The sequence below is a fragment of the Saccharococcus sp. Marseille-Q5394 genome, from assembly GCF_946901335.1.
GTDB classification, from domain to species: Bacteria; Bacillota; Bacilli; order Bacillales_A; family Planococcaceae; genus Sporosarcina; species Sporosarcina luteola_C.
In genome coordinates, this window is the sequence record NZ_CAMPPQ010000001.1 from 1,806,763 (window position 1) to 1,830,848 (window position 24,086).

The 24,086-nt window shown below is 50.8% G+C and carries 24 protein-coding genes and 1 riboswitch; of the genes, 4 read left to right on the plus strand and 20 right to left on the minus strand.

From position 1 onward, the window contains the following. Positions 1–175: 175 nt before the first annotated feature. From OC538_RS08635 to OC538_RS08710, 16 genes are all read right to left on the minus strand, one after another. A complete protein-coding gene (locus tag OC538_RS08635) occupies positions 176–2,326 on the minus strand; it encodes a (Fe-S)-binding protein (RefSeq protein WP_262174386.1) in 2,151 nt (716 codons plus the stop codon). Between the two features lie 343 nt (positions 2,327–2,669). Next, positions 2,670–3,371 (minus strand): hypothetical protein, encoded by a 702-nt coding sequence (locus OC538_RS08640; RefSeq protein ID WP_262174388.1) that lies wholly within the window; start codon positions 3,369–3,371, stop codon positions 2,670–2,672. Next, entirely contained in the window at positions 3,368–3,853 is a 486-nt protein-coding gene (locus tag OC538_RS08645) for an ECF transporter S component (RefSeq protein ID WP_262174390.1), read from the minus strand. Before OC538_RS08645 ends, OC538_RS08640 begins: the two co-directional genes overlap by 4 nt. Positions 3,854–3,855: 2 nt before the next feature. Then, on the minus strand, positions 3,856–4,437 hold the full coding sequence (locus OC538_RS08650) for a cob(I)yrinic acid a,c-diamide adenosyltransferase (protein ID WP_262174392.1): 582 nt from the start codon (positions 4,435–4,437) through the stop codon (positions 3,856–3,858). Continuing rightward, a complete protein-coding gene (locus OC538_RS08655) occupies positions 4,434–4,832 on the minus strand; it encodes a bifunctional adenosylcobinamide kinase/adenosylcobinamide-phosphate guanylyltransferase (protein WP_262174394.1) in 399 nt (132 codons plus the stop codon). Before OC538_RS08655 ends, OC538_RS08650 begins: the two co-directional genes overlap by 4 nt. Continuing rightward, a complete protein-coding gene (locus OC538_RS08660; RefSeq protein ID WP_262174396.1) occupies positions 4,784–5,380 on the minus strand; it encodes a histidine phosphatase family protein in 597 nt (198 codons plus the stop codon). The genes OC538_RS08655 and OC538_RS08660 overlap by 49 nt, the downstream gene beginning before the upstream one ends. After that, positions 5,353–6,117, minus strand: a complete 765-nt coding sequence (gene cobS / locus OC538_RS08665) for an adenosylcobinamide-GDP ribazoletransferase (protein WP_262174398.1) — start codon at positions 6,115–6,117, stop codon at positions 5,353–5,355. Before cobS ends, OC538_RS08660 begins: the two co-directional genes overlap by 28 nt. After that, positions 6,117–7,055, minus strand: coding sequence for a cobyric acid synthase (locus OC538_RS08670; RefSeq protein ID WP_262174400.1), 939 nt, complete (start codon positions 7,053–7,055; stop codon positions 6,117–6,119). The genes cobS and OC538_RS08670 overlap by 1 nt, the downstream gene beginning before the upstream one ends. Further along, complete coding sequence (locus OC538_RS08675; protein ID WP_262174403.1) at positions 6,944–7,531, minus strand: bifunctional adenosylcobinamide kinase/adenosylcobinamide-phosphate guanylyltransferase; 588 nt, start codon at positions 7,529–7,531, stop codon at positions 6,944–6,946. The genes OC538_RS08670 and OC538_RS08675 overlap by 112 nt, the downstream gene beginning before the upstream one ends. A gap of 160 nt (positions 7,532–7,691) precedes the next feature. After that, a complete protein-coding gene (gene cobD, locus OC538_RS08680) occupies positions 7,692–8,768 on the minus strand; it encodes a threonine-phosphate decarboxylase CobD (protein WP_262174406.1) in 1,077 nt (358 codons plus the stop codon). Beyond that, entirely contained in the window at positions 8,755–9,711 is a 957-nt protein-coding gene (gene cbiB, locus OC538_RS08685; protein ID WP_262174411.1) for an adenosylcobinamide-phosphate synthase CbiB, read from the minus strand. Before cbiB ends, cobD begins: the two co-directional genes overlap by 14 nt. Before the next feature lie 78 nt (positions 9,712–9,789). Beyond that, positions 9,790–11,253: an adenosylcobinamide amidohydrolase gene (locus OC538_RS08690; RefSeq protein ID WP_262174414.1), complete on the minus strand. Its 1,464-nt coding sequence runs from the start codon at positions 11,251–11,253 to the stop codon at positions 9,790–9,792. A 1-nt stretch (position 11,254) separates the two neighbouring features. Next, complete coding sequence (locus OC538_RS08695) at positions 11,255–12,247, minus strand: FecCD family ABC transporter permease (RefSeq protein WP_262174417.1); 993 nt, start codon at positions 12,245–12,247, stop codon at positions 11,255–11,257. Beyond that, positions 12,240–13,217 carry an ABC transporter substrate-binding protein gene (locus OC538_RS08700; protein ID WP_251693492.1) on the minus strand — a complete coding sequence of 326 codons (978 nt, stop codon included), beginning with the start codon at positions 13,215–13,217 and terminating at the stop codon, positions 12,240–12,242. The genes OC538_RS08695 and OC538_RS08700 overlap by 8 nt, the downstream gene beginning before the upstream one ends. Positions 13,218–13,342: 125 nt before the next feature. Next, a riboswitch (cobalamin riboswitch) is annotated at positions 13,343–13,528 on the minus strand. Positions 13,529–13,749: 221 nt separating this feature from the next. Next, positions 13,750–15,417, minus strand: a complete 1,668-nt coding sequence (gene argS, locus OC538_RS08705; protein WP_262174421.1) for an arginine--tRNA ligase — start codon at positions 15,415–15,417, stop codon at positions 13,750–13,752. Then, complete coding sequence (locus tag OC538_RS08710; RefSeq protein WP_262174425.1) at positions 15,417–15,839, minus strand: DUF1934 domain-containing protein; 423 nt, start codon at positions 15,837–15,839, stop codon at positions 15,417–15,419. The genes argS and OC538_RS08710 overlap by 1 nt, the downstream gene beginning before the upstream one ends. Positions 15,840–16,011: 172 nt before the next feature. Between OC538_RS08710 and OC538_RS08715 the strand changes: the two genes are divergently transcribed. After that, positions 16,012–18,069 (plus strand): transglycosylase domain-containing protein, encoded by a 2,058-nt coding sequence (locus OC538_RS08715; protein WP_262174428.1) that lies wholly within the window; start codon positions 16,012–16,014, stop codon positions 18,067–18,069. 402 nt (positions 18,070–18,471) lie between these two features. Here the strand turns inward: OC538_RS08715 and OC538_RS08720 are convergent, their stop codons facing one another. Continuing rightward, positions 18,472–18,999 carry a YwhD family protein gene (locus OC538_RS08720; RefSeq protein ID WP_262174431.1) on the minus strand — a complete coding sequence of 176 codons (528 nt, stop codon included), beginning with the start codon at positions 18,997–18,999 and terminating at the stop codon, positions 18,472–18,474. A gap of 68 nt (positions 19,000–19,067) precedes the next feature. Between OC538_RS08720 and OC538_RS08725 the strand changes: the two genes are divergently transcribed. Beyond that, complete coding sequence (locus tag OC538_RS08725; RefSeq protein ID WP_251693487.1) at positions 19,068–19,256, plus strand: 2-hydroxymuconate tautomerase; 189 nt, start codon at positions 19,068–19,070, stop codon at positions 19,254–19,256. A 224-nt stretch (positions 19,257–19,480) separates the two neighbouring features. On the opposite strand, the gene OC538_RS08730 is transcribed toward OC538_RS08725, so the two are convergent. Further along, positions 19,481–19,990, minus strand: coding sequence for a YwgA family protein (locus OC538_RS08730; RefSeq protein WP_262174434.1), 510 nt, complete (start codon positions 19,988–19,990; stop codon positions 19,481–19,483). A gap of 1 nt (position 19,991) precedes the next feature. Then, a complete protein-coding gene (locus tag OC538_RS08735; protein WP_262174436.1) occupies positions 19,992–21,287 on the minus strand; it encodes an HD domain-containing protein in 1,296 nt (431 codons plus the stop codon). A 187-nt stretch (positions 21,288–21,474) separates the two neighbouring features. On the opposite strand from OC538_RS08735, the gene OC538_RS08740 reads away from it, so the two are divergent. Next, positions 21,475–22,110, plus strand: a complete 636-nt coding sequence (locus OC538_RS08740) for an RsfA family transcriptional regulator (RefSeq protein WP_262174440.1) — start codon at positions 21,475–21,477, stop codon at positions 22,108–22,110. A gap of 174 nt (positions 22,111–22,284) precedes the next feature. Here OC538_RS08740 and OC538_RS08745 read toward each other — a convergent pair whose 3' ends face one another. After that, entirely contained in the window at positions 22,285–23,121 is an 837-nt protein-coding gene (locus OC538_RS08745; RefSeq protein WP_262174443.1) for a biotin/lipoate A/B protein ligase family protein, read from the minus strand. 186 nt (positions 23,122–23,307) lie between these two features. Here OC538_RS08745 and hemQ point away from each other — a divergent pair, with 186 nt between their 5' ends. Continuing rightward, entirely contained in the window at positions 23,308–24,057 is a 750-nt protein-coding gene (hemQ, locus tag OC538_RS08750; RefSeq protein ID WP_262174447.1) for a hydrogen peroxide-dependent heme synthase, read from the plus strand. The last annotated feature ends 29 nt before the right edge of the window (positions 24,058–24,086 follow it).

Genomic DNA, 24,086 nt, shown 5'->3' on the forward strand with positions numbered 1-24,086 from the left:
TTCTCCTCCACTCCATATGATAACGTTTTCATTTTTCATAAAGAGCGACGACTGAACGCTCGCTCGGTAACTATTCGAAAAAAAAGGGAGTACACAGACTCCCCTTTTTCACAGGAGCTCACCCGCTCCCAATTTTCTTAATTATATCGTTCTTTCTAAACTCTCGCAATATACTTTATTGCATAATCGGTTCTTCTTCCTCCACAACAGCATGTTGGAAGTCCCCACCGAAAATGGATCTCTCAAGCAATTCTGCGATGTCGTACGTGCTGACTTTGTCTTCCACTTCAATCGCTTTCGTTCCGTCCGAAAGCATCGTCAAGCAGTATGGACATCCAGAAGAAATGATGCCCGGGCTCACTTCCATCGCCTGTTCCGTACGTGCAACGTTGACGCGGTGGCCGGTATCCTCTTCCATCCACATGAGTCCGCCGCCTGCTCCACAGCACATGCCGTCCTGACGGTTCCGCTTCATTTCAACCAAGTTCACACCTGGAATCGCCTTAAGGATTTCACGGGGTGGATCATAGACATCGTTGTATCTGCCGAGGTAGCACGAATCATGGAACGTGATCGTTTCATTGATTTCATGGACCGGCTTCAACTTCCCTTGCATGACAAGGTCGTACAGCATTTCGGTATGGTGGACGACTTCCGCCTTGAAACCGAAATCCGGATATTCATTCTTAAAGATATTGTATGCATGCGGGTCGATTGTGACGATCTTCTTCACTCCCGCTTTTTCAAATTCATCGATATTGGAAGTTGCGAGTTCCTGGAATAAAAACTCATTCCCCAAACGCCTTGGTGTGTCGCCGGAGTTCTTCTCTTTATTCCCAAGGATTGCGAATTTAACGCCCGCCTCGTTCATGAGATGCGCGAATGCAAGTGCAATCTTTTGAGAGCGGTTATCGAATGCACCCATTGAGCCGACCCAGAAGAGGTATTCGAACTCTTCGTCCGCCTTCTTCAATTCCTTCACAGTCGGAATATGAAGATCCGGACGAGCATCACGCCAGTTCTCCTTCTCTTTCCGGTTAAGTCCCCACGGATTTCCTTGGCGCTCGATATTCGTCATCGCACGCTGGGCATCCGCGTCCATCTTCCCTTCCGTCATAACGAGATAACGGCGAAGGTCGATGATTTTGTCGACGTGTTCGTTCATGACCGGACATTGATCTTCACAGTTCCGGCACGTCGTGCACGCCCAAATTTCCTCTTCGGTAATGACATCACCGATAAGAGATGGGCTGTAAATATCGTCCATCGTCGCGCCTTCCAAACCGGCTGCAAGCGCGATTTGATTCCCCTTCGTATTTCCGAATGCGAATGTCGGTACCCACGGCTGTTTCTTCGTAACGAGAGCGCCTGTATTCGTCAGGTTATCACGCAGTTTTGTAATCAAATCCATTGGGGACAGCATTTTGCCCGTCCCGGTCGCCGGACACATATTTGTACAGCGGCCACATTCGACGCACGCGTAGAAATCGATCATCTGCTTCTGTGTGAAATCAGTAATCTTGCCAACTCCGAGCGCAGGCATATCATCTTCGTCTTCCGCTTCTTCAAGCGCTTCGAAATCGATTGGCGCAAGCTTGCCCCGGCGATCAAAACGCATCATATACGTATTAACTGGCCCTGCAATCAAGTGCGCGTGCTTAGACTGCGGCACGTAGACGAGGAATGTGAGCAATGTCAGCAAGTGAATCCACCATGCGATGAAGAAAACAACCGCAGCAGATGCCGGACTCATGAAGCTGAAAACGCTTGCAATCGCCGATGCCATTGGCTCCGTCCACGTCGTTTCATGGCCCTGCCAAATCATGTTCATACCGTTTGATACAAGCGTCGACACCATAAGCGTACCGATGAAAATAAGGACGAGCCCCGATTTCCAACCGCGCTTCAAGCGGACGAGCTTCTCAACATAACGGCGTTGGAATGCCCAGACGACCGCCACTAAAATGACAGCTACGACAATTTCCTGGAAGAATGTGAACCCTCCGTAAATCGGTCCGAACGGCAAATGCGAGCCAGGCTTCAACCCTTTCCAAATGAGGTCAATCGCCCCGAATTGGACAAGCAGGAATCCGTAGAAGAACATGACGTGGATGATACCACTTTTCTTATCCTTCAATAGCTTTTTCTGCCCGAAAACATTCACCCAAACTTCTCTCAGACGGCGCGAAACATTGCTATCGAACTCTTCCTTCCGCCCAAGCTGTATGAATTGGATCCGCGTCCTGATCAAATAGGTGAACAATGCGAGCGCATATGCCACAACCGCCAGGAAAAGGATCCAGTTGACTATTAACAAAGCATCCATCTCTAATTCTCTCCTTCCCTTATCGGAACGTTATGAATAGTGTAGTAGAAAATAAGTATTGTGTCGATTATCTATTTCATAGTTTAAGTTATGAATGAGCATTCAGTCAATGGATAATTTTATATAGGGATAATTTTTAGAGCATTTAGAATGAGGTTTAGGCGATTCTGGAGCCATTATGAGCGCGGATGGTGAAGTTATGAGCGTTAAAATGAGTTTTTGGGCGCGGACCTAGGATTTATGAGCGCTAAAACGAGTTTATGAGCGCAAGTCGGGGGTTTTTGAGCGCGGGACCACGAACTTTGGGCGCGGAGACATTCGCCCCCATACAAAAAGCCTCCGGTCATCTTTCATTCCGGAAGCTGTCAATTTCATTTATCTTATAAAGGTGTCCGCCAAACAATTTGTGGACTTTTTCGATGTTAGGGATGTCAATTCCAAGCAGCACTGATGTCGAAGGCCCCGCCGAAGCTCGAATGTCTATATCGGCTTCAATCTCGATCTTCGGTTCCCCTGTTAACCTTCTATATTCCGCAAGAATCCCTTTCGATCCGACCGGCCAGATTTTCCGAATCAACCCGCTGTCCAGCCCTTCCTTAATCAACCGCAACGAAGCGATTTCTTCACGCCTATCAAGCACTTTATTCCCGACGAGCGGCGTGCCGTAGACGTACCAATCGAACTCGCCGACTTCCTCAACGAGCCGCTGCTTACCGATCATCGTAACGGCTACTGCCGATTGCATAAGCTCCATATTCGTTTCCGTGCTGCCCGTGATTGCCGGCACATCCAGGTTTGATTCCCGGAAAATGTCCTCCACTCCCGCCACGTATGCATTCCAGCTATCCTGACCAGTGAAATTGTGAATAAGGACCGAAACCGGATCCGCTTGCGCCGCCCACTGTTCGAGCAATGCAACCCGTGCGGCAAAAAACGCCGTCAACCTGTCCGGAACCGATACAACATCATGTGCTTTCTCCCCGATGCCGCCCGAATTATCGGTCGTGACAACGAAACCATCGCCAAGCGCAATCGTATTCCTCATCGGACGACTCCGAATCTGCCGTCAGCAGCTTTCGCCAGCACCGGCATGACGACCGCCGCCACTACTGCGTTCACAGCCGTTGCTATTAAAATAGTCGGCACCGCTCCGACAAAGAACGCTGGCGATACGAGGAAATAAAATGGCAACGGCGCCAGCAACCCGTTCGCGATCACAAAGAAAACCCATTTCCCAACATGCCGTCCCGCCTTATGTAGACGTGCGAAAACATAAAGGATGAACATCATTTCAATCGCGATCAGGATGTGGAATGGACCGAGCGGAAAACCCGCGTACATGGCGGACGCGAGATGACCCGTCATCGAGGCGATTCCTACAAAGATTGGCGGCAAAAATGAAGCCGCCAGCAACGCCGGTACCGTATCGAGGGCCAAGGAGCCGACTCCGGACGGGATCTTGATGAACCCGCCGACCGCGCAAAGAGCCGCGAATAATGCCGTCAACGTCATTTTTCTAAGCTTCATCGTCAGTCCTCTTTCTTTTTATCCGTCCGGAACACTTTCGCACTGCGCACGTATTCATTATCCGGAACGCCTAGGCGCGCATTGACGATACGTGCCGCGACGAAAAGATAGTCAGATAGACGGTTTAAATATTTTTGCACTGTTGCCGGTACATCTTCCTCCGCCTTTATCAACGTCACCGTCAATCGTTCCGCCCGGCGCGTTACCGTCCTAGCGATATGCAACGTCGCAGCAGCAGGCGATCCGCCCGGCAAAATGAATTTCTCAAGTGGCGGTGCTTCTTCCATCAAGTTGTCAATCCGCTTCTCCAGCACTTCGATCGGCTCTTCGGACAATTTATAATGGCGCTCTTTCATAACATTCGCCAAATCGCCGCCGCCATCGAATAATTCATTCTGAATCGCTTCCAAATCCGTAAGCAGGTCCGCAAACTTCGTGCTGTCCAACTCCGTCATCGCCTTGCCGATGAACGAGTTCAATTCATCCATTGACCCGTATGCTTCAACACGGAGGCTGTCCTTGTCGACCCGCCCTCCGATCAGGCTTGTTTTTCCTGTATCCCCGGTTTTCGTATAGATTTTCATTTGATTTCTCCCCTTTTCTTCAATGTTTGTGCAAGTCCATACCAAATCCTCGTCACTTCATCCGCTTCCGCAATCAATCGCTGATACAGTCTTCCGCATGTGTCGCGCAACTTCCGCTGTTCAGCATCCATCGGAACGATTCCCCGTCCAATATCGGTCAAGATGAAAATGATGTCCTTGCCTTCGATTTCATTCAGAATCAATTCCACTGCTTCCGCTTCTGGGAGTTGCGTCTGCGCTAACCACTGTTCGATGCGATCGATTACGACCTTACCGTTCGATGGGATCTCCAACTCACCTTCAGAACACTCCACCCAATGATGCGGAGCATCCGTGAGCAGCCCTATTACATAGTCCCTTTTCCCGTTATAGGCACCTCCGATAAAGACGTGCATCGTCCGCCCTCCTTCATTTCGTTGTGATTGCTCCATTCAAGCCTCCACACCGAGCCATGCGGAATTTGCCATGACCAGAAATCCCGCGGTACCGGCGAATATCGGGTGAGCGCGATGCGGATCGGTCCGCCATGCGTGACAGCAACGGCGCCATTCGGCAATGAAACCAATGCTTCCAGCACACGTTTCTCTACGTCCGCTAAACTTTCCCCGCCACGCGGCCTAAACGAATACGGATCATCAATCCAATTTCGGTAGTCCTTATCCTTTTCGAGCTCTGCATACGTTTTCCCTTCAAACTTGCCGAAATGGCATTCACGCAATCTTGCATCCGCTACATAGTTTGCATCGGGCATCAAAAGCGCCCCAGTTTGCCTCGCCCTTACGAGATCACTCCCATAGACGATCCCAGCCGCAGGCACGAGAGATGGCCGAACCGGTTCCTCCACCGGCACAATCGGATCATCTGTCCACCCGATATATTTACGTTCGAGGTTTCCCGCAGTCGGCAAATGCCTGATCAAATACAAATGATGAGTACTAGCCATAACAACGCCTCCGTCCCTTCGATGAACGCCCCGCATAAATCACCCGAGACGCCACCGAAATGCTTCAATGACCAAGTTCTAAAAAGGATTGCCGATCCACATAAAACACCTAGGAGCACGACTGGCACGATGATGGAATGAAGGACAATGCCAAGCACTGCGGTCATGGCAACCGCCATAATAACCGACCCTGCCATTAACTTTCCTGCAGACAGCTTCCCTTTGAAGAAATGGGCGATACCTTTCTCCTTCGCAAGGCGTGTCGTTGAAAAATAGACGTTCATGCCTGCACGCGCGAGTAACGGGATGGCAATGAAATACGGCAGCAGCCCGTCGTTGCGATGAAATAACTCTTGAAACAAAGCGATTTTCACAACGATCAACAAAATGAGCGACATTGCCCCAAACGCGCCTATACGCGGGTCGTCCAATATTTCAAGCCGCTTAACACGATCGCGATACGAAAAAAACGCATCTCCCGTGTCCGCGAATCCATCCATATGGAGGCCGCCTGTCAGTGCAATGCCTGCCACAATAACGAAAACCGCGGCGAGCAGCGAACCCGTGCCGATGACGTCCGTTAACAAGACCAACACGCCATACATTGCGAGCCCAATTAGCCCCCCGACAAACGGCAGCGCGACATACATTCCCGTCACGTCTTTCCGTTCCATCGGCAGTTCTTTGCGGATCGGGATAGAGGTGAAAAACTGAACCGCCAGCATAAATCCGTTCATTAGTCCACCTGCCCCGCAATGATCGACAGGACGAACGGCCAATTGAGATGCGCCTTCACATGTGCGGCCCAAGCGTCAAACACATCCGTTCCGGCGGGCACCTCGGTCAGCGGTCGATCCATGTCCTCCTCTTCAATCCCGTGATTCATCTTATGCGGAATGACCCCCGCCACGCGAATGCCCGTGTACGTTTCGATAAAGTCGACACCCTCCTGGAACAGAGAGGTTTCTCCATGGAATTTATTAATGATGATCCCTTTCACACGCGCCTGGTGTTCAGGCGTCAGCAATTGAAGCGTCCCGACGATCGAGGCGATTGCGCCGCCACGGTCGATATCCGCGACGAGCAACACGGGCACATCCGCAATGTCCGCCACCCGCATATTGACGATTTCTCGATCGTTCAAATTCACTTCTGCTGGACTGCCCGCCCCTTCGATGACGACCGTGTCAAACGATTCCGCGAGCCGATCGAGCGAAGTCCGGATTGCTTGTAAACCGCGGTCGAAAAACTGCTTGCGGTATTCCATCCCGTCCACCGTTTCGAACGTCTCTCCGAAAAACCGGACTTCAGATTTCATATTGTCCAACGGCTTTAACAAAATCGGGTTCATGTCGATAACCGGCTTCGTCCGTGCCGCTTCCGCCTGCAAAAACTGCGCCCGGCTAATTTCTTCGCCAACTTCAGTCCTGGCGGAAAATCGCGACATATTTTGCGATTTGAATGGGGCGACCCGCATCCCTTCGTCCGAAAGCAGTCTGCAAAGCGCCGTGCAGATCATTGTCTTTCCGACATCCGACGCTGTTCCCATCACCATGATGCCTTTCATCGCACAGCCACCTGCCCTTCCTTTTTCCAATACAGCGGCAGCCCGCAATCCATCTCGATCGCGTCGTCCGCCAGTTTGACGATATGTTGATGGAGCTGTCCAATCCATTCACAGTACTTCCGTGTTTCATCATAGGTTGAAGCCGGTTCGTCCAGCACTTCGTTGGAAACGATGATGAAGTGCGATGCTTTTTCCCGGATGGCGGCGACTGTTTCATAAAGCCGCGCCGTCTTCTTTTCCATGCACCCTTTAATGTGGATGCAGTATGTATTGTTCTGTTCCATGTATAGTTCATTTGCAAGCCACGTCGTTAGACAATCCCAGAGGACGAAATCGTTTGGTTGAATGAATGGCAGCACTTCTTCCAGGTCGACCGACTGCTCGATTGTCCTCCAGCATGCATCCGCCCGGTCAAGCTGATGTTGCTCAATACGTTGTCGCATTTCCTCATCGACCGCGCGACCGGAAGCGATGTAGACGAGTCTGCCTTCAGCGGTGGCAGCCCCCTCGACAAGCAGCTTTTCCGCAAATGCACTCTTCCCGCTTCGGACGCCGCCGGATATGAATGATAGTTTTCCTCCCATGAAATCGGACCACCCCCTTACCTTCGTCAGTTATGAGCGCACACGGCAATTTTTTGAACGTAAAACGTGAGCTTATGATCACTTAATCAGATTTATGAGCGCAGAACGTGAGTTTATGATCACTTAATCAGTTTTATGAGTGCGAAACGTGAGCTTATGATCACTTAATCGGATTTATGAGCGCGCCTGCAAGCTCACTCCGCAATTCTTCCATTTCCGCACTGCTTTTCATGCCGATCCGCAGCCAGCGTCCGTCCATACCGCGGAAATTTTCGGAATGACGGAGGACGATGCCTTTCGCGAGCAAATCGGTATACAGCTTTCCGGCATCTTCCGGTTTGAAAGATAGGAAGTTTGCTTCCGATTCGGTCACCGTACATCCGAGCTCTCTCAAATACGCCGTCATTTTATCACGTTCTTCAGCGGCATGGCGAATCGCGGTCTCACGGTACACGTCCTCGTCGAGGCAAACCGCACCGATTGCGGCCGCCAGCCCGTTGACATTCCAATGCGGTGCCGTCGATTTCAAATCCAATATGACCTGCGGATGCGCGACTGCATACCCAAGGCGGATGCCTGGGATTGCATACATTTTCGTCATCGACCGGACGACGATGACATGCGGGAAATGTTTCAATTCGGCAATGAACGATTTTCTTTCATCAACGAAATCGATGAACGCCTCATCGAGAACCACTTCACAGCCCGACTCCCCCGCCTTCCGGATAAGCGTCAGTAGATCTTCACGCTCTGGCAAAACACCCGTCGGATTGTTTGGCGTGCAAAGGTACAGAGCATCTGACCGTGAGATCGATTCCAAAATGGCATCAACCGGCAGTTTGAAGCCGTCCACTTCAGAAGCAAAAATCCGTTCAATCTCCACTCCCTTCGCCATCAATGTCGCTTCGTATTCCGAAAACGTCGGGTGGACGACGATTGCACGTTTCCCCCGGTACCGTTCCGCTATGAGCGACAATATTTCCGCCGCACCGTTGCCGGCGAACACCGATGCCTTCGGAACCCCATGATATTCCGCCACACTTGATAGGAAAGGCTCGCCGGACGCGTCCGGGTAGGCCTTTAATCGCGTCAGAAGTTCCGGCCACAACTCGATAACAGTCCGCGGAGGTCCCACCGGATTGCAGTTTTCACTGAAATCCAGTATCCGCGAGGGCGCGGTCATACCTAACTTTTCATAGACGCGGCGAGGGTTCGCCCCGTGTTCAGGTAATTGCATAAAAAATCACTCCAATGATCGTCATTAGCACCCAGAAGGCGAAAGACACCGCGCGCATTTGCCGGATGGTCGATTTGATGTGCGCCGCTTGCAACGGCTTCAGTCCGGGGCCGATTACCGGTCGTTCGGAAACGGTTCCCCTGTATGTACTTTTCCCGCCCAGTTTCACGCCGAGCTGCCAAGCAGTCGCCGCCTCGAGGTAGCCGCTGTTTGGGCTCGGGTGATTCCTAGCGTCCTTGCTCCAGCCGACAAACCGTTTCCGAAAAGGAATTTCCCCTTCATTCGGAGTGAAAACGAGAATGAAGAAACCCGTTATCCTAGCGGGAATGAAATTCAACACGTCATCGGCCCGTGCTGAAAACTTGCCGAATTCACGGTAGCGGTCATCTTTATAGCCGATCATCGAATCGAGCGTGTTGACGGCTTTATACATCCATAACCCGGGTGCGCCGAGGAGGAATGCCCAGAACAACGGAGACGTAATGCCGTCCGCTGTATTTTCCGATACCGTTTCAATCGCGCCGCGGGCGATTTCGTTTTCCTGCAACTTGTCGGTGTCGCGGCCGACGATCCATGACAGTTTTGTCCTTGCTTCCTCAAGATCGCCCGTTTGAAGTGGATTGTAGACGTCGAGGGCAGCGTCCCGCAAGCTTTTCTGGGCGAGTCCGATTGCAATGAGAACCGCTTCGACGGCAATCCCGGCAGCAATATGTAGTTCGTAGGAAAACCAGACGATTACAAGCACAATCGCCGTAACAGCGAACACGACAAAGAACATCACTCCCGCGCCTTTTAGTACGCGGGCGCGCCCTTTGTTCAGGACCGCGGTGAGCTTCGAGATGAATGTGCCGATCCAGCGTATAGGATGCGGCCAGTTCGGGGGATCCCCTATGATCCGGTCGAGGATGTATCCGATCGCGATTGCAACAAAATGGGCTTGCATGTTCAATCCTCCGATTTTAGTAAATGGACTTGCAAGGTTAGGTAAACCCTTCCGATTTCAGTAAATGGTCTTGCGAAATCAGGTCCATCCTTTCGCTTTTTTATAGGCACGAATCGCGCGGACGGTGCAGTCGTAGACGCCGTGACCGATCAGTTTTCCGAGGGGGGTGATCGGGCCTGCGTATGGCAGATGCTCGCCTTCCTGCGTCGCTGCGACGAGGAGGCTGTCGGTCGATGTGCCGGTCGCGATTGTGCCGGTTAGCGGGTCTTTGACATTTTCGGTTTGGAGCGCTTTCGTTTTCGCCTCGGTTGCGGTGATCATCGCCTGGATGAACGCCTCTTCGGGCAGCTGGCCGTTGACGATGACCCAGGTGTTGATCGTGCCGACTTTTTGTTCACGGCCGAGTACTTGGGAGACGTCGACGGCATTGCCGACGCCCGCTGTCACCATGACGAGGATCGTGCCGAAATCGCCTTCGTATTCGCCGATTTCCGCGTGTTCCGTCGTGACGGCGGTCATCATCCCGACGGTGTCCGCTATCGGGTAACCGTGCTGTTCGAGATAGGCGGACATTTCCGCTTTGACGTCGTCGCAGTTGTAGTTTTCGTCGACGTGGCGGTTGACGAATGCGCGGTACCAGCCGAGCCCGGCGTTCACGACGGCGGATGAGACAGTTTTTAATGGTTGGTTGACTTGGAATGACACGCGTTCCGCCGAGACAGTGAAGTGCTCTTTAGTGACAATGAACGGTTCGCTTTCCTTCGTTTTCTCTGGCAGAAGCGTCATTTGCGGCTTTGGCAGTTCGGGATGCGGCTGCGTTTTGACGCGCGCGTTATACACTTTGCCGATCATCGTTTCCCTGATGACGTCCTGCGGCTCGCCGATTATGGCAATCTCCCCTTTTTCCATGAGGAGCAGCCGGTCGCAGTAAAGCGAGGCGAGGTTGACGTCATGGAAGACGGAGATGACCGTGACGCCTTTTTCGATCGCATGATTGCGGATCGTGTCGAGCAGTTGCTGTTGGTGGGCGATGTCGAGATGGTTCGTCGGTTCGTCGAGCAGGAGGATCGGTGCTTCTTGCGCAAGCGCCTGTGCGACGAATACCCGCTGCTGTTCGCCGCCTGACAGCAGTTCGATCGCTGTGTCTTTATAGCGGGTGATGCCGGTATATGCAAGCGCCTCGGTCACCGCCCGCTCGTCTTCATCGGACCATGATGAAAAAAGGCCGGTCTGATGCGGATACCTGCCGAGCGCGACGGTGTCTTTCACGGTATGCGAGAAGGCGTGCGCATGGAGCTGCGGAAGGACGGCGACTTTCTTCGCGAATTGCTTTTGGGAATAAACCGCGGCGTCCTGACCGTCGATGTTGACGGTCCCTTCTTGCTTCGGCAAGATGCCTGAAATGATTTTCAGCAGCGTTGATTTCCCGCTTCCGTTCGGGCCGAGGATGCCGAGGATTTCCCCTTTATTCACACGGAATGAGATATTTTTGACGATCGGCTCCTTGCCGTATCCCCCCCTGAGGTTATCGACTTGCAGCATATTACATGGCCCCTTTCCTTCTCTGTCTGTAGAAAATGTACGCGAATACCGGCGCTCCGATGAACGCTGTAATGACGCCGACCGGTAGCTCCGAAGGCGAAATGATCGTCCGGGCGATGAGATCGCAGATGATGAGCAATGTTGCGCCGTTCAGGAACGATAACGTAAGCAGATGCCGGTGATCGGAGCCCCACATGAGGCGAGTCATATGAGGGACGACGAGACCGACGAAGCCTATTGTTCCGGATACCGCGACCGCTGAACCCGTCAGGATAGAACCGCCGATCAGGATCATGAATTTCCGGCGCTTGACGTTGACACCTAAATGATGAGCGCGTTCCTCGCCGAATAGCATCGCGTTCAATTCCCTCCGGTTCATCCACAGAATGAAGGAACCGATGACGACGAACGGCAACACCATGATGATATAGTTCCAGCCGCGCATCGAGACGCTGCCGAGGAGCCAGCCGATGATTTGCCGTAGCTCTTCGCCGGTAAGGGCGATCATAAGCGACAGGACGGAGCCCAGAAATGATCCGAAGATGATTCCGGTTAATATGATTGTCTCCATTTTCATCGAGCGGTCGACGAGCCTTGCGAAGCCGATGACGAGGAACATCGTCAAGGCGGCCCCGGTCATGCTGAAAACGGGCAATGTGTATGTGCCTAGGATTGGAATCGATAAACCGAAAAAGAGTGTCACGACAGCACCGACCGAGGCGCCGGATGACACTCCGAGGGTGTAGGGATCCGCGAGCGGGTTTTTCAGCAATCCTTGGAAAGCGGCGCCAGCGATTGCGAGCGACGCGCCGACGAGCCCGGCTAAGATGACGCGGGGCATCCGGATTTTCCATAGGATATTTGAAGCGGTCGTATCCGACGAATCCCAAAATGTGCTGATCGGAATTTTGACGGTTCCAATCGAAACACCGAGCCATACCGCCACGATAAGCGTGGCGGCGGACACGATGTAGGCAAGTGTTGCTTTATTCACCAAACAACTCCGGATAGATGGCTTTTGCCACTTCTTCAAGACCTAGTGCGAGGCGCGGACCTGTGCGGCTCGTCAAGTTTTCATCGACTTGGACGACAGCGTCTTCTTTGACAGCTGTAATGTCAGCGAAGCCGTCACGGTTTTTCACGCTTTCGACGATATCCGGCACGTAGCTGTACATGACGATGATGACGTCAGGGTTCTGTTTGACGATCTCTTCGGGGCTGATCATGACCCAGTTGTCTTCTGTTACAACGTTTTCCGCACTGATCATGTCGAGGATTTCCTGCATGAATGTATTTTTGCCCGGTGTATAAATTTCAGGCGCATCAGATGTTTCAATGAATACGCGTTTCATGTTCTTCGCTTTGACCTTGTCTGTTTTCGCAAGGACTTCTTCGACTTTCGCTTTCATGTCCTCGACGATTGTTTCAGCCTCATCCGTTTTGCCAGTTGCCTGGCCAATCGTTTTGATCGTTTCATATGTTTGATCGAAGTTCGTTGCATTTTTTACGACGAATACGTTGATGCCTGCATCGCGAAGCTGTTGTAGCCCTTCGTCAGATGTGCCAAGCATGGATTCATGGGCGAAGACGATGTCCGGAGTCATTGAGACTATCTTTTCGACGTTGAATTCCTGTCCGCCGATTTTCTCTTTCTCCAATGCCTCTTCCGGATAGTTATCCCAGTCGTTGACGCCGACAATTTCATCGTTTAAGCCAAGCGCGAACAGGATTTCCGTGTTGCTCGGAATCATGGAGACGATTGTTTCAGGGGCTTTTTCGAGTGTGATTTCATTGCCGACCGCGTCAGTGAGCGTGATTGGGAATGCAGCTTCCGCCGTTTGCTCTTCTTTCTGTGTATTTTCCGTTGCCGATTTGTTGTCCTTCTCTGCGTTGTCCGTGCCGCATGCCGCGAGCAGGAACGTTGCAAGGATTGCTGTTAGCCAAAGTTGCCAAGTCTTCTTCATTCCGATTTCCTCCTGTTTGTTCCAAATAAAAATCCCCCGTTTTGTGGACGGAGGAATGTGTTTAGTAAAAATACAGCGGATGTTTATATGTACGCGCCGATTTCCACCAAACCTATCCTCGTAGGGTACGGGTGACTCATGAAGGCAGGTCTCCTGGCTTATGCTCATCGCGTACTGCGCCTTCCCGGAAAATATCCAGTGGCATGTTGCAGCTTGCGAGCACTTACAGTGGCGGGACCGCGCCGGATTTGAACCGGCTTCCCTTTTAACCCCGGCGTTGACGGCGGGGCACCTTCATGTTTGGTTATGTAATTGTGATTCGAGTTTAATTATACTATAGATTTGTGCGATGTCGAGGGGGTGCATTTTCTTCAGTCGTTATTCGCGTTTATGCGTACTTATTAGGATTTATGCGTCATTCATAGCGTTTATGCGTTTTTCAGCAGATTTATGCGTATTTCACAGCTTTTATGCGTATTTGTGCACAAAAACGCCCCTCCACCGATTGGTCGGGCGGAGGGGCGCATCATTATTACATTCTTTCCGGTGCTGCAACGCCAATGAGTTTCAACGCATTCGCAATCGTCGTGCGAGTTGCTGTGATCAATGCAAGACGTGCTTCGGACAAGTCGCGGTTATCCGGGTCGAGCACTTTCTCAGCATTGTAGAAGCTATGGAATTCCGCGGCCAACTCCTGGATATAGATTGTTATCCGGTGCGGCGAGCGCATTCTTGCTGAATCGCTGACGGCACGCGGGAAGTCGCCGAGTTTCTTCAAGAGTGATAATTCCTTCTCTGTCTGCAATAAATCCACGTGATCCGTCGAAGCCGCAAGATTCGTTTCTTCAGCCTGGCGAAGGATCGATGAAATGCGGGCATGCGCGTATTGCGCGTAGTACACCGGGTTTTCATTCGACTGCGAAATTGCTAAATCAAGATCGAAGTCCATTTGCGAATCGGCGGAACGCATTGCGAAGAAATAGCGGACGGCGTCCAATCCGACTTCTTCGACGAGTTCGCGCAGTGTGACCGCTTTTCCGGTACGCTTACTCATTTTGAATTTCTCGCCGTCTTTGTACAGCTGCACCATTTGGGCGACTTCCACTTCGAGCGTGTCGCGGTCGTAACCGAGCGCCTCAATCGCCGCTTTCATCCGTGGAATATAACCATGATGGTCCGCTCCCCAGATGTTGATGAGCTTGTCGAAGCCACGACGGAGCTTGTCTTCGTGATATGCGATGTCCGGCGTCAAATACGTGTACGTACCGTCATTTTTAATAAGGACGCGGTCTTTATCATCCCCGAATGTCGTTGAACGGAACCACGTCGCGCCATCCTCTTCATACACATGCCCGTTCTGACGCAATTTATCGAGCGCGATGCCGATTTTCCCGTCCGTATAAAGCGATGTTTCCGAGAACCAGTTGTCGAAAGGCACGCGGAAATCTTCCAAGTCCTTTTTCAGCTTCGCCAATTCGAAATCAAGGCCATATTTCCTGAAAAACTCCTGGCGTTCCTTTTCCGGAGTGTTCACGTACTGATCGCCGAACTCCTCAGCAAGCTTCTCACCGATATCGATGATGTCCTGTCCCTGGTAGCCATCTTCCGGCATTTCTTTTTCGAGATCCAATGCTTGGAAGTATCGCGCCTCGACTGAAAGGGCCAAATTATTCACTTGATTGCCCGCGTCATTAATGTAATATTCCCGGGATACATCGAAGCCTGCAAAATCGAGGATATTGCACAATGAATCACCGATGGAAGCACCCCGCGCATGACCGAGATGCAAGTCGCCCGTCGGATTTGCAGAGACGAATTCAACTTGGACCTTTAGGTTTTCGCCATACGTTGAACGTCCATAATCCGCTCCTTGGGCAAGTACTGTTTTGACGACTTCCCCTAAGTAATCGCTTTTCAGCTTGATATTAATGAATCCTGGACCCGCAATTTCCATTGATTTAATGGAAGTCGAAGATGTGTCCAATTTCTCGAGAATGGCTTCCGCGATTGCACGGGGCGGCTTTTTCGCGAGTTTCGTCAACTGCATCGCGATATTCGTCGCATAGTCGCCGTTCTCTTTGTTTTTCGGTGTTTCTAGAATGATGTCCGGCATTGCCGATTCATCTGCAAGTCCGGAAGCGATAACCGCCTCGCGGAATGCGTCTTTAATTTCCTGTTGGATCTTTTCAACTGCGTTCATTATTGTCCCTCCGTATATGTAATGTTCAGTTCATGTCTGCCTAACAATGCGCCTTCTGCATGCAGTTCATAATGAGCTATGAATTTGTCCGCTCCAACTTCTAGCTTCGTCGTCTTCACGAGAAGATCGAAAGTGGCGGGACCATTTCCGTACGAGCCTGGCCGTATTTCTCCCTGCGTGAACGGCAGGCGCATCTGGACCGCCCCGTTCCGCATGATCAATGCGTCCTCTTCTTCCAATTTCACCGTCGTTTGCACTTGCTGGCCGTTCAGGTCTTCGACAAAACGCAAATACGTCTTTCCGGCTTTTTCGACCAATGTCCCCTCTGCGTTCAGCTCATGCTTGTCCGCAGCCTGGCCGACATGCCGGATCGTCGATTGAAGCAGGACATCGACGTTTCGTCCTTCTTTATTTGATTCCACTGTTGCACCGCCCTTGCCGTTCAAAATATCTATTCATTATATCGTTTATCCCCGTACTATTCCAATACATCGCGAATTGTCGGAATCAAATCTATGTTTTTATCGATTTACCGTTTAACTTTTGCGCGCCGGTTCCATACTGACTGCAAAGAACGGTGGGAGAAGGGATTGCATGAGACGGGTCGATTATATAAAGAAAAAGAAAAGACGTAACTTCTTTCGACGGATTGCCCTGCTGATTGTTACCGCGTTGACGGCGTTTTTCACGATGTTCCTCGCCTTGCGTCTTTATGCGCAGATTACGGGGGCACCTTCGTTGAGCGTGCCGAAAGCGAGTGTGTTCCTCGATAAGAACGGACGCCAGATCGGCGATAAATTTTCCGCGGAACGGCGGTATTGGGTCAGTCTCGATGAAATTTCGCCATTTCTGCTCGACGCAGTGATTGCGACGGAGGACCGTAATTTTTACGAGCACAACGGGTTTGATTATAAACGGATTGCCGGAGCTGTATTGAAAGACGTGAAGACGATGCGAAAAGCGGAAGGCGCAAGCTCCATCACTATGCAGTATGCCCGGAATTTATTTCTGACACATGAAAAATCGTGGAACCGTAAAATAAAAGAGTCCATCTATGCATACAGGTTGGAAACTTTTTACGACAAGGATGTCATTTTGGAAGGCTATTTGAATACGATCTATTTCGGTCATGGGATGTACGGCGTCGAGGCGGCGAGCAGGTTTTATTTCGCGAAGTCGGCAAAGGAGCTGACACTCGAGGAATCCGCGCTCATTACGGCGATTGCGAAAGGGCCTGCGGTGTTCGACCCACTCGACAATCCCGAGCGTTCCCGTGAGCGCCAATTATTAATCCTCTCCCTCATGGAGAACCAGGGATTCATCACCGAAATTCAGCGGCAGCGCGCGGCGGATGTCGCTGTGGCGTTGAAGACAGAAGACTGGAAGGACATGAAGCGGGTCGCCCCTTATTTTTTGGATGAAGTGTGGCGGGAAGCGGAGCGGATTTTAAGCAAGAAAGGGCGCTATCCGGCTGAAGGCGGTTGGACGATCCGGACGACGCTCGACCCGCATCATCAGCAGACAGCGGAAGAATACATCAAGAAATGGATGCCTGATAACGGGCTGCAAGTCGGCTTCATGTCGATGGAGGCCGAAACCGGCGCAATCACTTCACTTGTTGGCGGGATGGATTACAAAGAGAGCCCGTTCAACCGGGTGACGCAGGCGAAGCGGCAGCCTGGATCCGCGATGAAACCGATTCTTTACGCGGCTGCGCTTGAAGATGGCTATAATCCGCTCACATTCATGTCGACGGAACGTACCATTTTCACGTACGACGAAGGCCGCTCGACGTATGAGCCGAAAAATATCAACGGCAAATTTGCAGGCCATCCGATCTCACTCGCACAGGCGATCGCCATCTCGGATAATATTTACGCCGTGAAGACGCTTGAGGATATCGGGTACAAAAAGTTCAATAAAATGGCGGATCGGCTTGGACTCGATGTTAAATTCCAGGAATCCCCCGCTGTCGCATTGGGCACTTCGACCGTCACTTTGCTGGAAATGACGACCGCGTATGATCGAATTGCCTCAGGCGGGTTGGAAGTGGAACCGACGATGATCCTGTCCATTACTGATGCGGATGGGAAAACGGTGTACGAACAGCCGAAGAAGAGTACGAAACGGGTCATGACCGAACAGGATGCGTTCGTGCTCACCCATATGTTAACAGGCATGTTCGACCCGGCTTTCAATGATTATTCCGTTTCAACCGGTCTGTCGATGCGCTCGAAACAAAAACGGCCGTATGCAGCAAAATCAGGGACGACCATTTCCGACCAATACTTGATCGGCTACACCCCTTCCCTGACGGCGGGTATCTGGACGGGCTATGACGTCGGCCAGCAATTGACGGAACTTGAAGACAAGGCTGCATCAAAGAAGATATGGATCGACTTCATGGAAACGGTCCACGCAGGCAAAACGCCGGAGCCGTTCATTCCCCCTAAAGGCGTTAGCAGTGTCATCGTCGACGTCGAAACCGGAGGCATCGCTGTCAATGAATGTCCGAAGCAACGGCTTATGTATTTGAAGGAAAAAGACATGCCTCAAAAGCTATGCACCGATAAGAACTTGCGCGAACAGCGAAACAATGGCGATGAAGACTCAGGTACGTTCGAGCTTTTTCCGTTTTCGTTTTTTGAATGAGCTAGTTTGATGAACGAGAAGTTTTTCGACACTAACGAGAACTCTTTGAACGGGAATGAGAAGTTTCGGTGCATTAACGAGAAGTCATTGAATAGGAACGAGAAGTCTTGGAGCATTAATGAGAACTCTTTGAGCGAGAACGAGAAGTCTCGAAGCATTAATTCATAAATCAAAAAAGCTTTGCCCTTCTGAATTGAATCAGTGGGGCAAAGCTTTTTTACCGTCGAATGCGGCCTATCGCATGATGGCTCATTGCTTGGGTTGTAGTGAACCAGCATTTAACAGGGAGTCGCATTGCTTTGGTTGTCCTAGCTTACAATCGCAAGCTGTAATCAGTGTACTTCCTTTTCCGTAGACATTCAACTACCGAAGTCGGGGAAGTCACAACATTTCACAGTTTGTTCATAATTCAGGCGAATCGGCACCGAGATCGATGTGCAATTTCGGTTCGCTGCGCTCCCACATTTCCTTGTTGTGAGTCGAAAGGAAATCTGTAAGGATCTGTTTCGATTTATCATCCATATGATCGACCATGATATGCCGCTTCATCGATTTGTCCATTTTATTCACATGATCCGCAAGAACCTTATATCCTCTGCGCTTTTCGCGATTCACGACCATTTCGCACGCAGTGACGCCTGCATAATACGGACCTTCCTTATTAAAATCAATCGTTACCCAGACGAGCCAGTACGGTTTTCCGCCTTCCGAATCTTCGCGGTTCGTCGTGAATTTCACGCCTCGTTCCGTATCGCTGCGGGCATGCATCGCACCAATCTCGATGCGCGCTTCCCCTTCTTCGATGTCGATGATGACCGGCGAGACGTTTTCCAATGACAAAGCCCCGATCCCGAATCCTCCATGTCCATCGGTTGGATCATCTTTTATGATGGTGAATCCCATTTTCCGTTTCGGTTTTTCATTCGTCATTCCTATAACCCCTCCCATTCTGCTATTATATACACTATACCTAAAGATGGTCGAAAGGGGGAACTAGTATGCCAATTGTAACTGTAAAAATGATTGAAGGACGCACGGATGAGCAGAAGCGAAATCTCTGTGAGAAAGTTTCAGCAGTCGTTGCTGAAACAACGGGTGCTCCAATTCAAAACGTTTCTGTCATCATCGAAGAAATGTCGAAAAATCATTATGCAACCGGAGGCAAGCGCCTGAGCGACAAGGAATAATTGGAACGATGCGAGATTCTCGCATCGTTTTTTGTTTGCTGGGAGAGCTTTGGACGCGTGGGGACTCGTTTTGAGCGCGGGAGGATCATCTTTAAGCGCGGAGCGACCCACATTGGGCGCGAGAGAATCATCTTTGAGCGCGGATGACCCACTTTGAGCGCGGGCACCTTCCCCGACGCGATTCCACAAAAAAATCCCCTCATATCAAAGGGGATCTCCATCTATCACACTACAACCGAACACGCCTGCAGCTCCGCAATAAATTCAAAAGCGTCATGCATTTCGTCGTCGGTGAAGTTCAGTTTGTTTTTCACGATATGCACCTTGGCAATTTGCTCGTCCTTCGGCAGATAATCGAAGTACAGCAATGTCGACACCAGCTCTAAGAACCGCGAGCTTTTTCCATTCAACCAATCAATACAGTCCGCAAGTTTTTCATGCGGCGCTGCGGCGGTTTCCAAAAAACGGCCGCCCTCTTCCGTCACGTTATAACTATATTGAACGTATGAGCCCTTGTCCGTGCAGCTCTCCTTTAAAAAGCCCATTTCGCACAGTTCCTCGACCCGGAGCGTCAATTCCTCCGAATAGGGGCCGTACATATGCAACTCGTATTTTTCAGCGAATGGGAAATCCATCTTTTTCGCGATATAGATCATCTTCTGCAACTTCTTCCGCCCGCGAGCTTCCCCCGCCATGGCAATGAATTGCACAATTCTAGCATGTTCCTGCAGCAACCTACTCACCTCTCAACATTTGTAAAATCTTCTCATATAGCGGATTTCCCTCTGACTCCAAAACATCTTCAGGAAAATAAATTTTATGGTCGGTGCGCCGCTTGCCTGAAATGGCATCGACGATTTCCGATGAACGGGACAGCTCGCTCAGCTCGCCGTTCGACATTTGCAAATAGATCGGCACACGCTCATTTTCCTCGCCGGGCCGGTAGAAGTCATACGGCAAGTCGGATGAGGAATCCGTAACGAGATAGTACTCTGGGTCAAGGCCGGCTTCCTTGAACAGCCTTTCGAGCTCGCCGATTTTCCGATATTCCTTCGCCGGATCGAACTCGGCATATTGGAACAATCTCCGGTTGAGGAAACGGTCACACAAGTCCGCTAGTATAGCATCCTCTTCTTTGCGCCACCATTGGAAATACGTCATGAGCACACCTTCATCCAATGATAAGTACTCCTCGAGGCTGAATGTGCGATCGAAGAACGACTTGAAGTGGACAGGCTCATACTTGAACGGATAGCCAGCAGTATGTAGATGTTTTGCGCGATGCAGGATTTTAATCAGAATGACTTCCGCGCTACGCGAAACTGGGTGAAAGTAGACTTGCCAATACATTTGGTAGCGGCTCATTATGTAATCTTCCACTGCGTGCATTCCGCTAAACTTGATAACTACCTGCTCCTCTGCCGGACGCATGACGCGCAAAATCCGCTCCATATCGAAATGGCCGTACGAAACACCGGTATAGTAAGCGTCCCTCTGTAAATAATCCATCCGGTCTGCATCGATCTGACTGGAAATGAGGCTGACGGCAAGCTTGTCCGGGTATGTTTTTCCGATGACATCTGCGACTTGCTGCGGGAATTCGGGTGAGACGCGGCGCAGCACTTCATTCACTTCCGTGTCCCCTGTCAAAATCGCCTGCGTGAATTTCTCGTGGTCAAGCGTGAACACCTTTTCGAACGCATGCGAAAACGGACCGTGGCCGAGGTCATGCAGCAAAGCGGCGCAAAGCGTCAACAGCCGTTCTTCATCATTCCATTCCGCCCGTCCGCTGAAGCCGTCGTCAATGATCCGCCTGACAATTTCATAGACGCCAAGCGAGTGTTGGAAGCGGCTATGCTCTGCCCCGTGGAACACTAGATACGTCGTCCCGAGTTGCCGGATCCTGCGAAGCCGCTGGAATTCCCGCGTTCCGATGACGTCCCATATGACTCTGTCACGCACATGGATATACCGGTGGACCGGATCCTTGAATACTTTCTCTTCGAAAAGCTTTTCATTCTTATAATCCACTTATTCATCCACCTCCGTCGATGCATTTTCTTAAGTATATCAAAAACCCGGCAAGAGAAAAGAAAGGGTTTCATTGAATTGATTGCAATTATTTTGACCTACGTTTCAGTTTGGATGAATAAAAGGCTTTCACACTGTACACACTGACCGTAAGAAAGAGACTATGAACATGGCAGGAGGCAAGGAGATGGTGAAAGTTAGACAGGATGCTTGGCTTGAGGAAAATGATATTTTATTAGCCGAGACGGTGCTAAGGCACGTCCGGGAAGGCAGTACACAGCTCAGCGCATTTGAAGAGGTCGGAGATGCACTCAACAGAACCGCGGCAGCGTGCGGTTTCAGATGGAATGCGGTCGTCCGGCGCGAATACGAAAAAGAACTGGCAGAGGCAAAAAAAGAACGGAAGCAGGCAATGCGTGTTTTGGGCGCAGACTTCAAACGACGCAGCCAGCAATTATACAACCCTGCACAAGGGACCGATCAGGATGAAAAGACGGCAGTTCCTTTATCCGCCTTATCGCTTGATACAGTCATCGCCTATTTAATCCGTTTACACCATACGGGCGGCGGCGACACTGAATCACTCAGATGGAAGCAGACTGCTAAAATGGCAAATGAAAAAGTCGAGTCTCTCCAAAAAGAGATCGACAAACTGAAACAAGAGAATAAAACACTTCGGAACGACTACGAACAATTCGTACAAATCATGAACCGGGCACGCCGCCTCGTCACATTGGAAGACGATGCCGATCGTACGGCCCCTGTCTTCACGATGGAGCGGAACGGAAATCTCGTATCCAAAGAACCGCCGATCAATCACTGATCCGGCGGTTTTTTTTGATTAAAACGATGCTAAAAACGCATAAACATAGTTTTTCACGCATAAACCGCTGTAAATGCGCATAAATCGATGCAGAAACGCATAAATGCATTCTCTCACGCATATTTCACTGCAAAAGCTCATAAATCAGTTTATCCGCGCATATTCGTGACATCTTCAACGACTTCTCGCAAGCATCTTCTGATTCCGCTCGACAACCCGATTCAAATAAAACAAATAAAGTTCCATCTCCTCAGGCGTAAACCCGCCCATCTGGACTTCCTCCTCGGAAAGCGACCGCAACAGCAGCTGGACGCGGATGCCGACTTCATTCACAGAAATCGGCTCGCCAATGAGCTCGGACAGCGACGCCATCACTTCCGGGCGGATATCCGGATAGGTGAACTTCGTCTGCTCACCTTGCAAACCGGTTTCGTATAAATCGCGGATGAGGCGAGCGCGCTCAGCACCGCTGCCTTCCACGCACAAGTACACTTGGATCGCGACGCCTTGGCGCAATCTGCGCTGTGAAATCCCCGCGAACTTCTTGCCGCCGATACTCAAGTCGTACGAGCCCGGGCAGTAGGATCCGACGATTTCATACGCTTCGATTTGCTCCGCGACTTCCGGGAACAGCATGCGGACGAATTCCACCATCGCTTCATATCCTTCCGGAATATCGATGGCCCCTTCCTGCTCGGAAAGGACGATGGAAATATTGAGCACGCCGCCATCCAAGACGACCGCGAGACCGCCTGAATTACGAACGATAGCCTTATAGCCAGCTTCCTGGAATAACGGGAGCGCTTTTTCGATGTGCGGCAGCCGATGGTCTTGGATGCCGAGGACGATTGTTTCATCATGCACCCATGTGCGGACGGTCGGTACGGTCATTTTCTGTCCTACGAGATGGCAGAGCGTGTCGTCCATCGCGAACGATTCCAATGCGGATCTATTTTTAGCGGTCATCGATTCGTCGATGAAACGCCATTTGGGGAGTTGTAAATTGGACATTCCTTATTCTCCTGATGATCGTTTTACTTTTGATTTTCTGCTATAAGCATACACCAGTTCCACGTTCGGGAACAGTCCTGCATTCTTGTCGATTGTATGACTTCTATGCTTCAGAACCGTGTTTTCGTGTTCATTATGCTACACTATGGGAAGAAGTAAATCACGTTTAAAGGAGTTTGAATTCATATGAACGAAGCAGCAATTACACTCGATGGTTGGTATGTGCTACATGATTTGCGCTCGATGGATTGGGCGTCCTGGAAGTTGATTTCAAAAGAGGAACGCAAGGCAGCTATCGACGAGTTCATGGCTTATTTGGATAAACTTCAACAAGCGGATGACGCGAAGACGGGCAGCCATGCGTTTTACACGGTCGTTGGGCAGAAAGCGGATTTCATGCTGATGATACTGCGCCCGACAATCGATGAACTGCAGGAGCTCGAAGCTGAATTTAATAAATTGACGATTGCGGATTATACGATCCCGGCTTATTCCTATGTATCCGTCGTGGAACTGTCCAATTATCTTGCGGGCGAGTCGGATGAAGATCCGTACCAGAACCCGTATGTACGTGGACGTCTGTATCCGGAACTCCCGCGCAACCAATACATCTGCTTCTACCCGATGGATAAGAAGCGCGAAGGCGAAGACAACTGGTATATGCTCAGCATGGACAAGCGCAAGGAATTGATGCGCAGCCATGGCATGATCGGCCGCGGATATGCAGGCAAAGTGAAGCAGATCATTTCAGGCTCCGTCGGTTTCGACGATTTCGAATGGGGCGTAACATTGTTCTCTGATGATGTTCTCCAGTTCAAGAAGTTAGTCTACGAGATGCGCTTCGACGAAGTGAGCGCGCGCTATGGCGTATTCGGTTCATTCTTCATCGGTACGATACTGGATGGAGAGAAGAAGTCATCATTCTTCACAGTTTAATGAAAAAGAGCCTCTTAATGGGGCTCTTT

Bases quoted from the DNA above. Each gene is read 5' to 3' on its own strand.
- OC538_RS08655 (WP_262174394.1), bottom strand. From the start codon at position 4,832: ATGCACGTCTTTATCGGAGGTGCCTATAACGGGAAAAGGGACTATGTA.
- OC538_RS08645 (WP_262174390.1), bottom strand. From the start codon at position 3,853: ATGAAGCTTAGAAAAATGACGTTGACGGCATTATTCGCGGCTCTTTGC.
- OC538_RS08640 (WP_262174388.1), bottom strand. From the start codon at position 3,371: ATGAGGAATACGATTGCGCTTGGCGATGGTTTCGTTGTCACGACCGAT.
- OC538_RS08635 (WP_262174386.1), bottom strand. From the start codon at position 2,326: ATGGATGCTTTGTTAATAGTCAACTGGATCCTTTTCCTGGCGGTTGTG.
- cbiB (WP_262174411.1), bottom strand. From the start codon at position 9,711: ATGCAAGCCCATTTTGTTGCAATCGCGATCGGATACATCCTCGACCGG.
- OC538_RS08690 (WP_262174414.1), bottom strand. From the start codon at position 11,253: ATGCTGCAAGTCGATAACCTCAGGGGGGGATACGGCAAGGAGCCGATC.
- hemQ (WP_262174447.1), top strand. From the start codon at position 23,308: ATGAACGAAGCAGCAATTACACTCGATGGTTGGTATGTGCTACATGAT.
- argS (WP_262174421.1), bottom strand. From the start codon at position 15,417: ATGAACGCAGTTGAAAAGATCCAACAGGAAATTAAAGACGCATTCCGC.
- OC538_RS08715 (WP_262174428.1), top strand. From the start codon at position 16,012: ATGAGACGGGTCGATTATATAAAGAAAAAGAAAAGACGTAACTTCTTT.
- OC538_RS08720 (WP_262174431.1), bottom strand. From the start codon at position 18,999: ATGACGAATGAAAAACCGAAACGGAAAATGGGATTCACCATCATAAAA.
- OC538_RS08675 (WP_262174403.1), bottom strand. From the start codon at position 7,531: ATGGGAGGAAAACTATCATTCATATCCGGCGGCGTCCGAAGCGGGAAG.
- cobS (WP_262174398.1), bottom strand. From the start codon at position 6,117: ATGAACGGATTTATGCTGGCGGTTCAGTTTTTCACCTCTATCCCGATC.
- OC538_RS08660 (WP_262174396.1), bottom strand. From the start codon at position 5,380: ATGGCTAGTACTCATCATTTGTATTTGATCAGGCATTTGCCGACTGCG.
- OC538_RS08740 (WP_262174440.1), top strand. From the start codon at position 21,475: ATGGTGAAAGTTAGACAGGATGCTTGGCTTGAGGAAAATGATATTTTA.
- OC538_RS08670 (WP_262174400.1), bottom strand. From the start codon at position 7,055: ATGGATTGGACAGCTCCATCAACATATCGTCAAACTGGCGGACGACGC.
- OC538_RS08650 (WP_262174392.1), bottom strand. From the start codon at position 4,437: ATGAAAATCTATACGAAAACCGGGGATACAGGAAAAACAAGCCTGATC.
- cobD (WP_262174406.1), bottom strand. From the start codon at position 8,768: ATGCAATTACCTGAACACGGGGCGAACCCTCGCCGCGTCTATGAAAAG.
- OC538_RS08745 (WP_262174443.1), bottom strand. From the start codon at position 23,121: ATGTCCAATTTACAACTCCCCAAATGGCGTTTCATCGACGAATCGATG.
- OC538_RS08725 (WP_251693487.1), top strand. From the start codon at position 19,068: ATGCCAATTGTAACTGTAAAAATGATTGAAGGACGCACGGATGAGCAG.
- OC538_RS08700 (WP_251693492.1), bottom strand. From the start codon at position 13,217: ATGAAGAAGACTTGGCAACTTTGGCTAACAGCAATCCTTGCAACGTTC.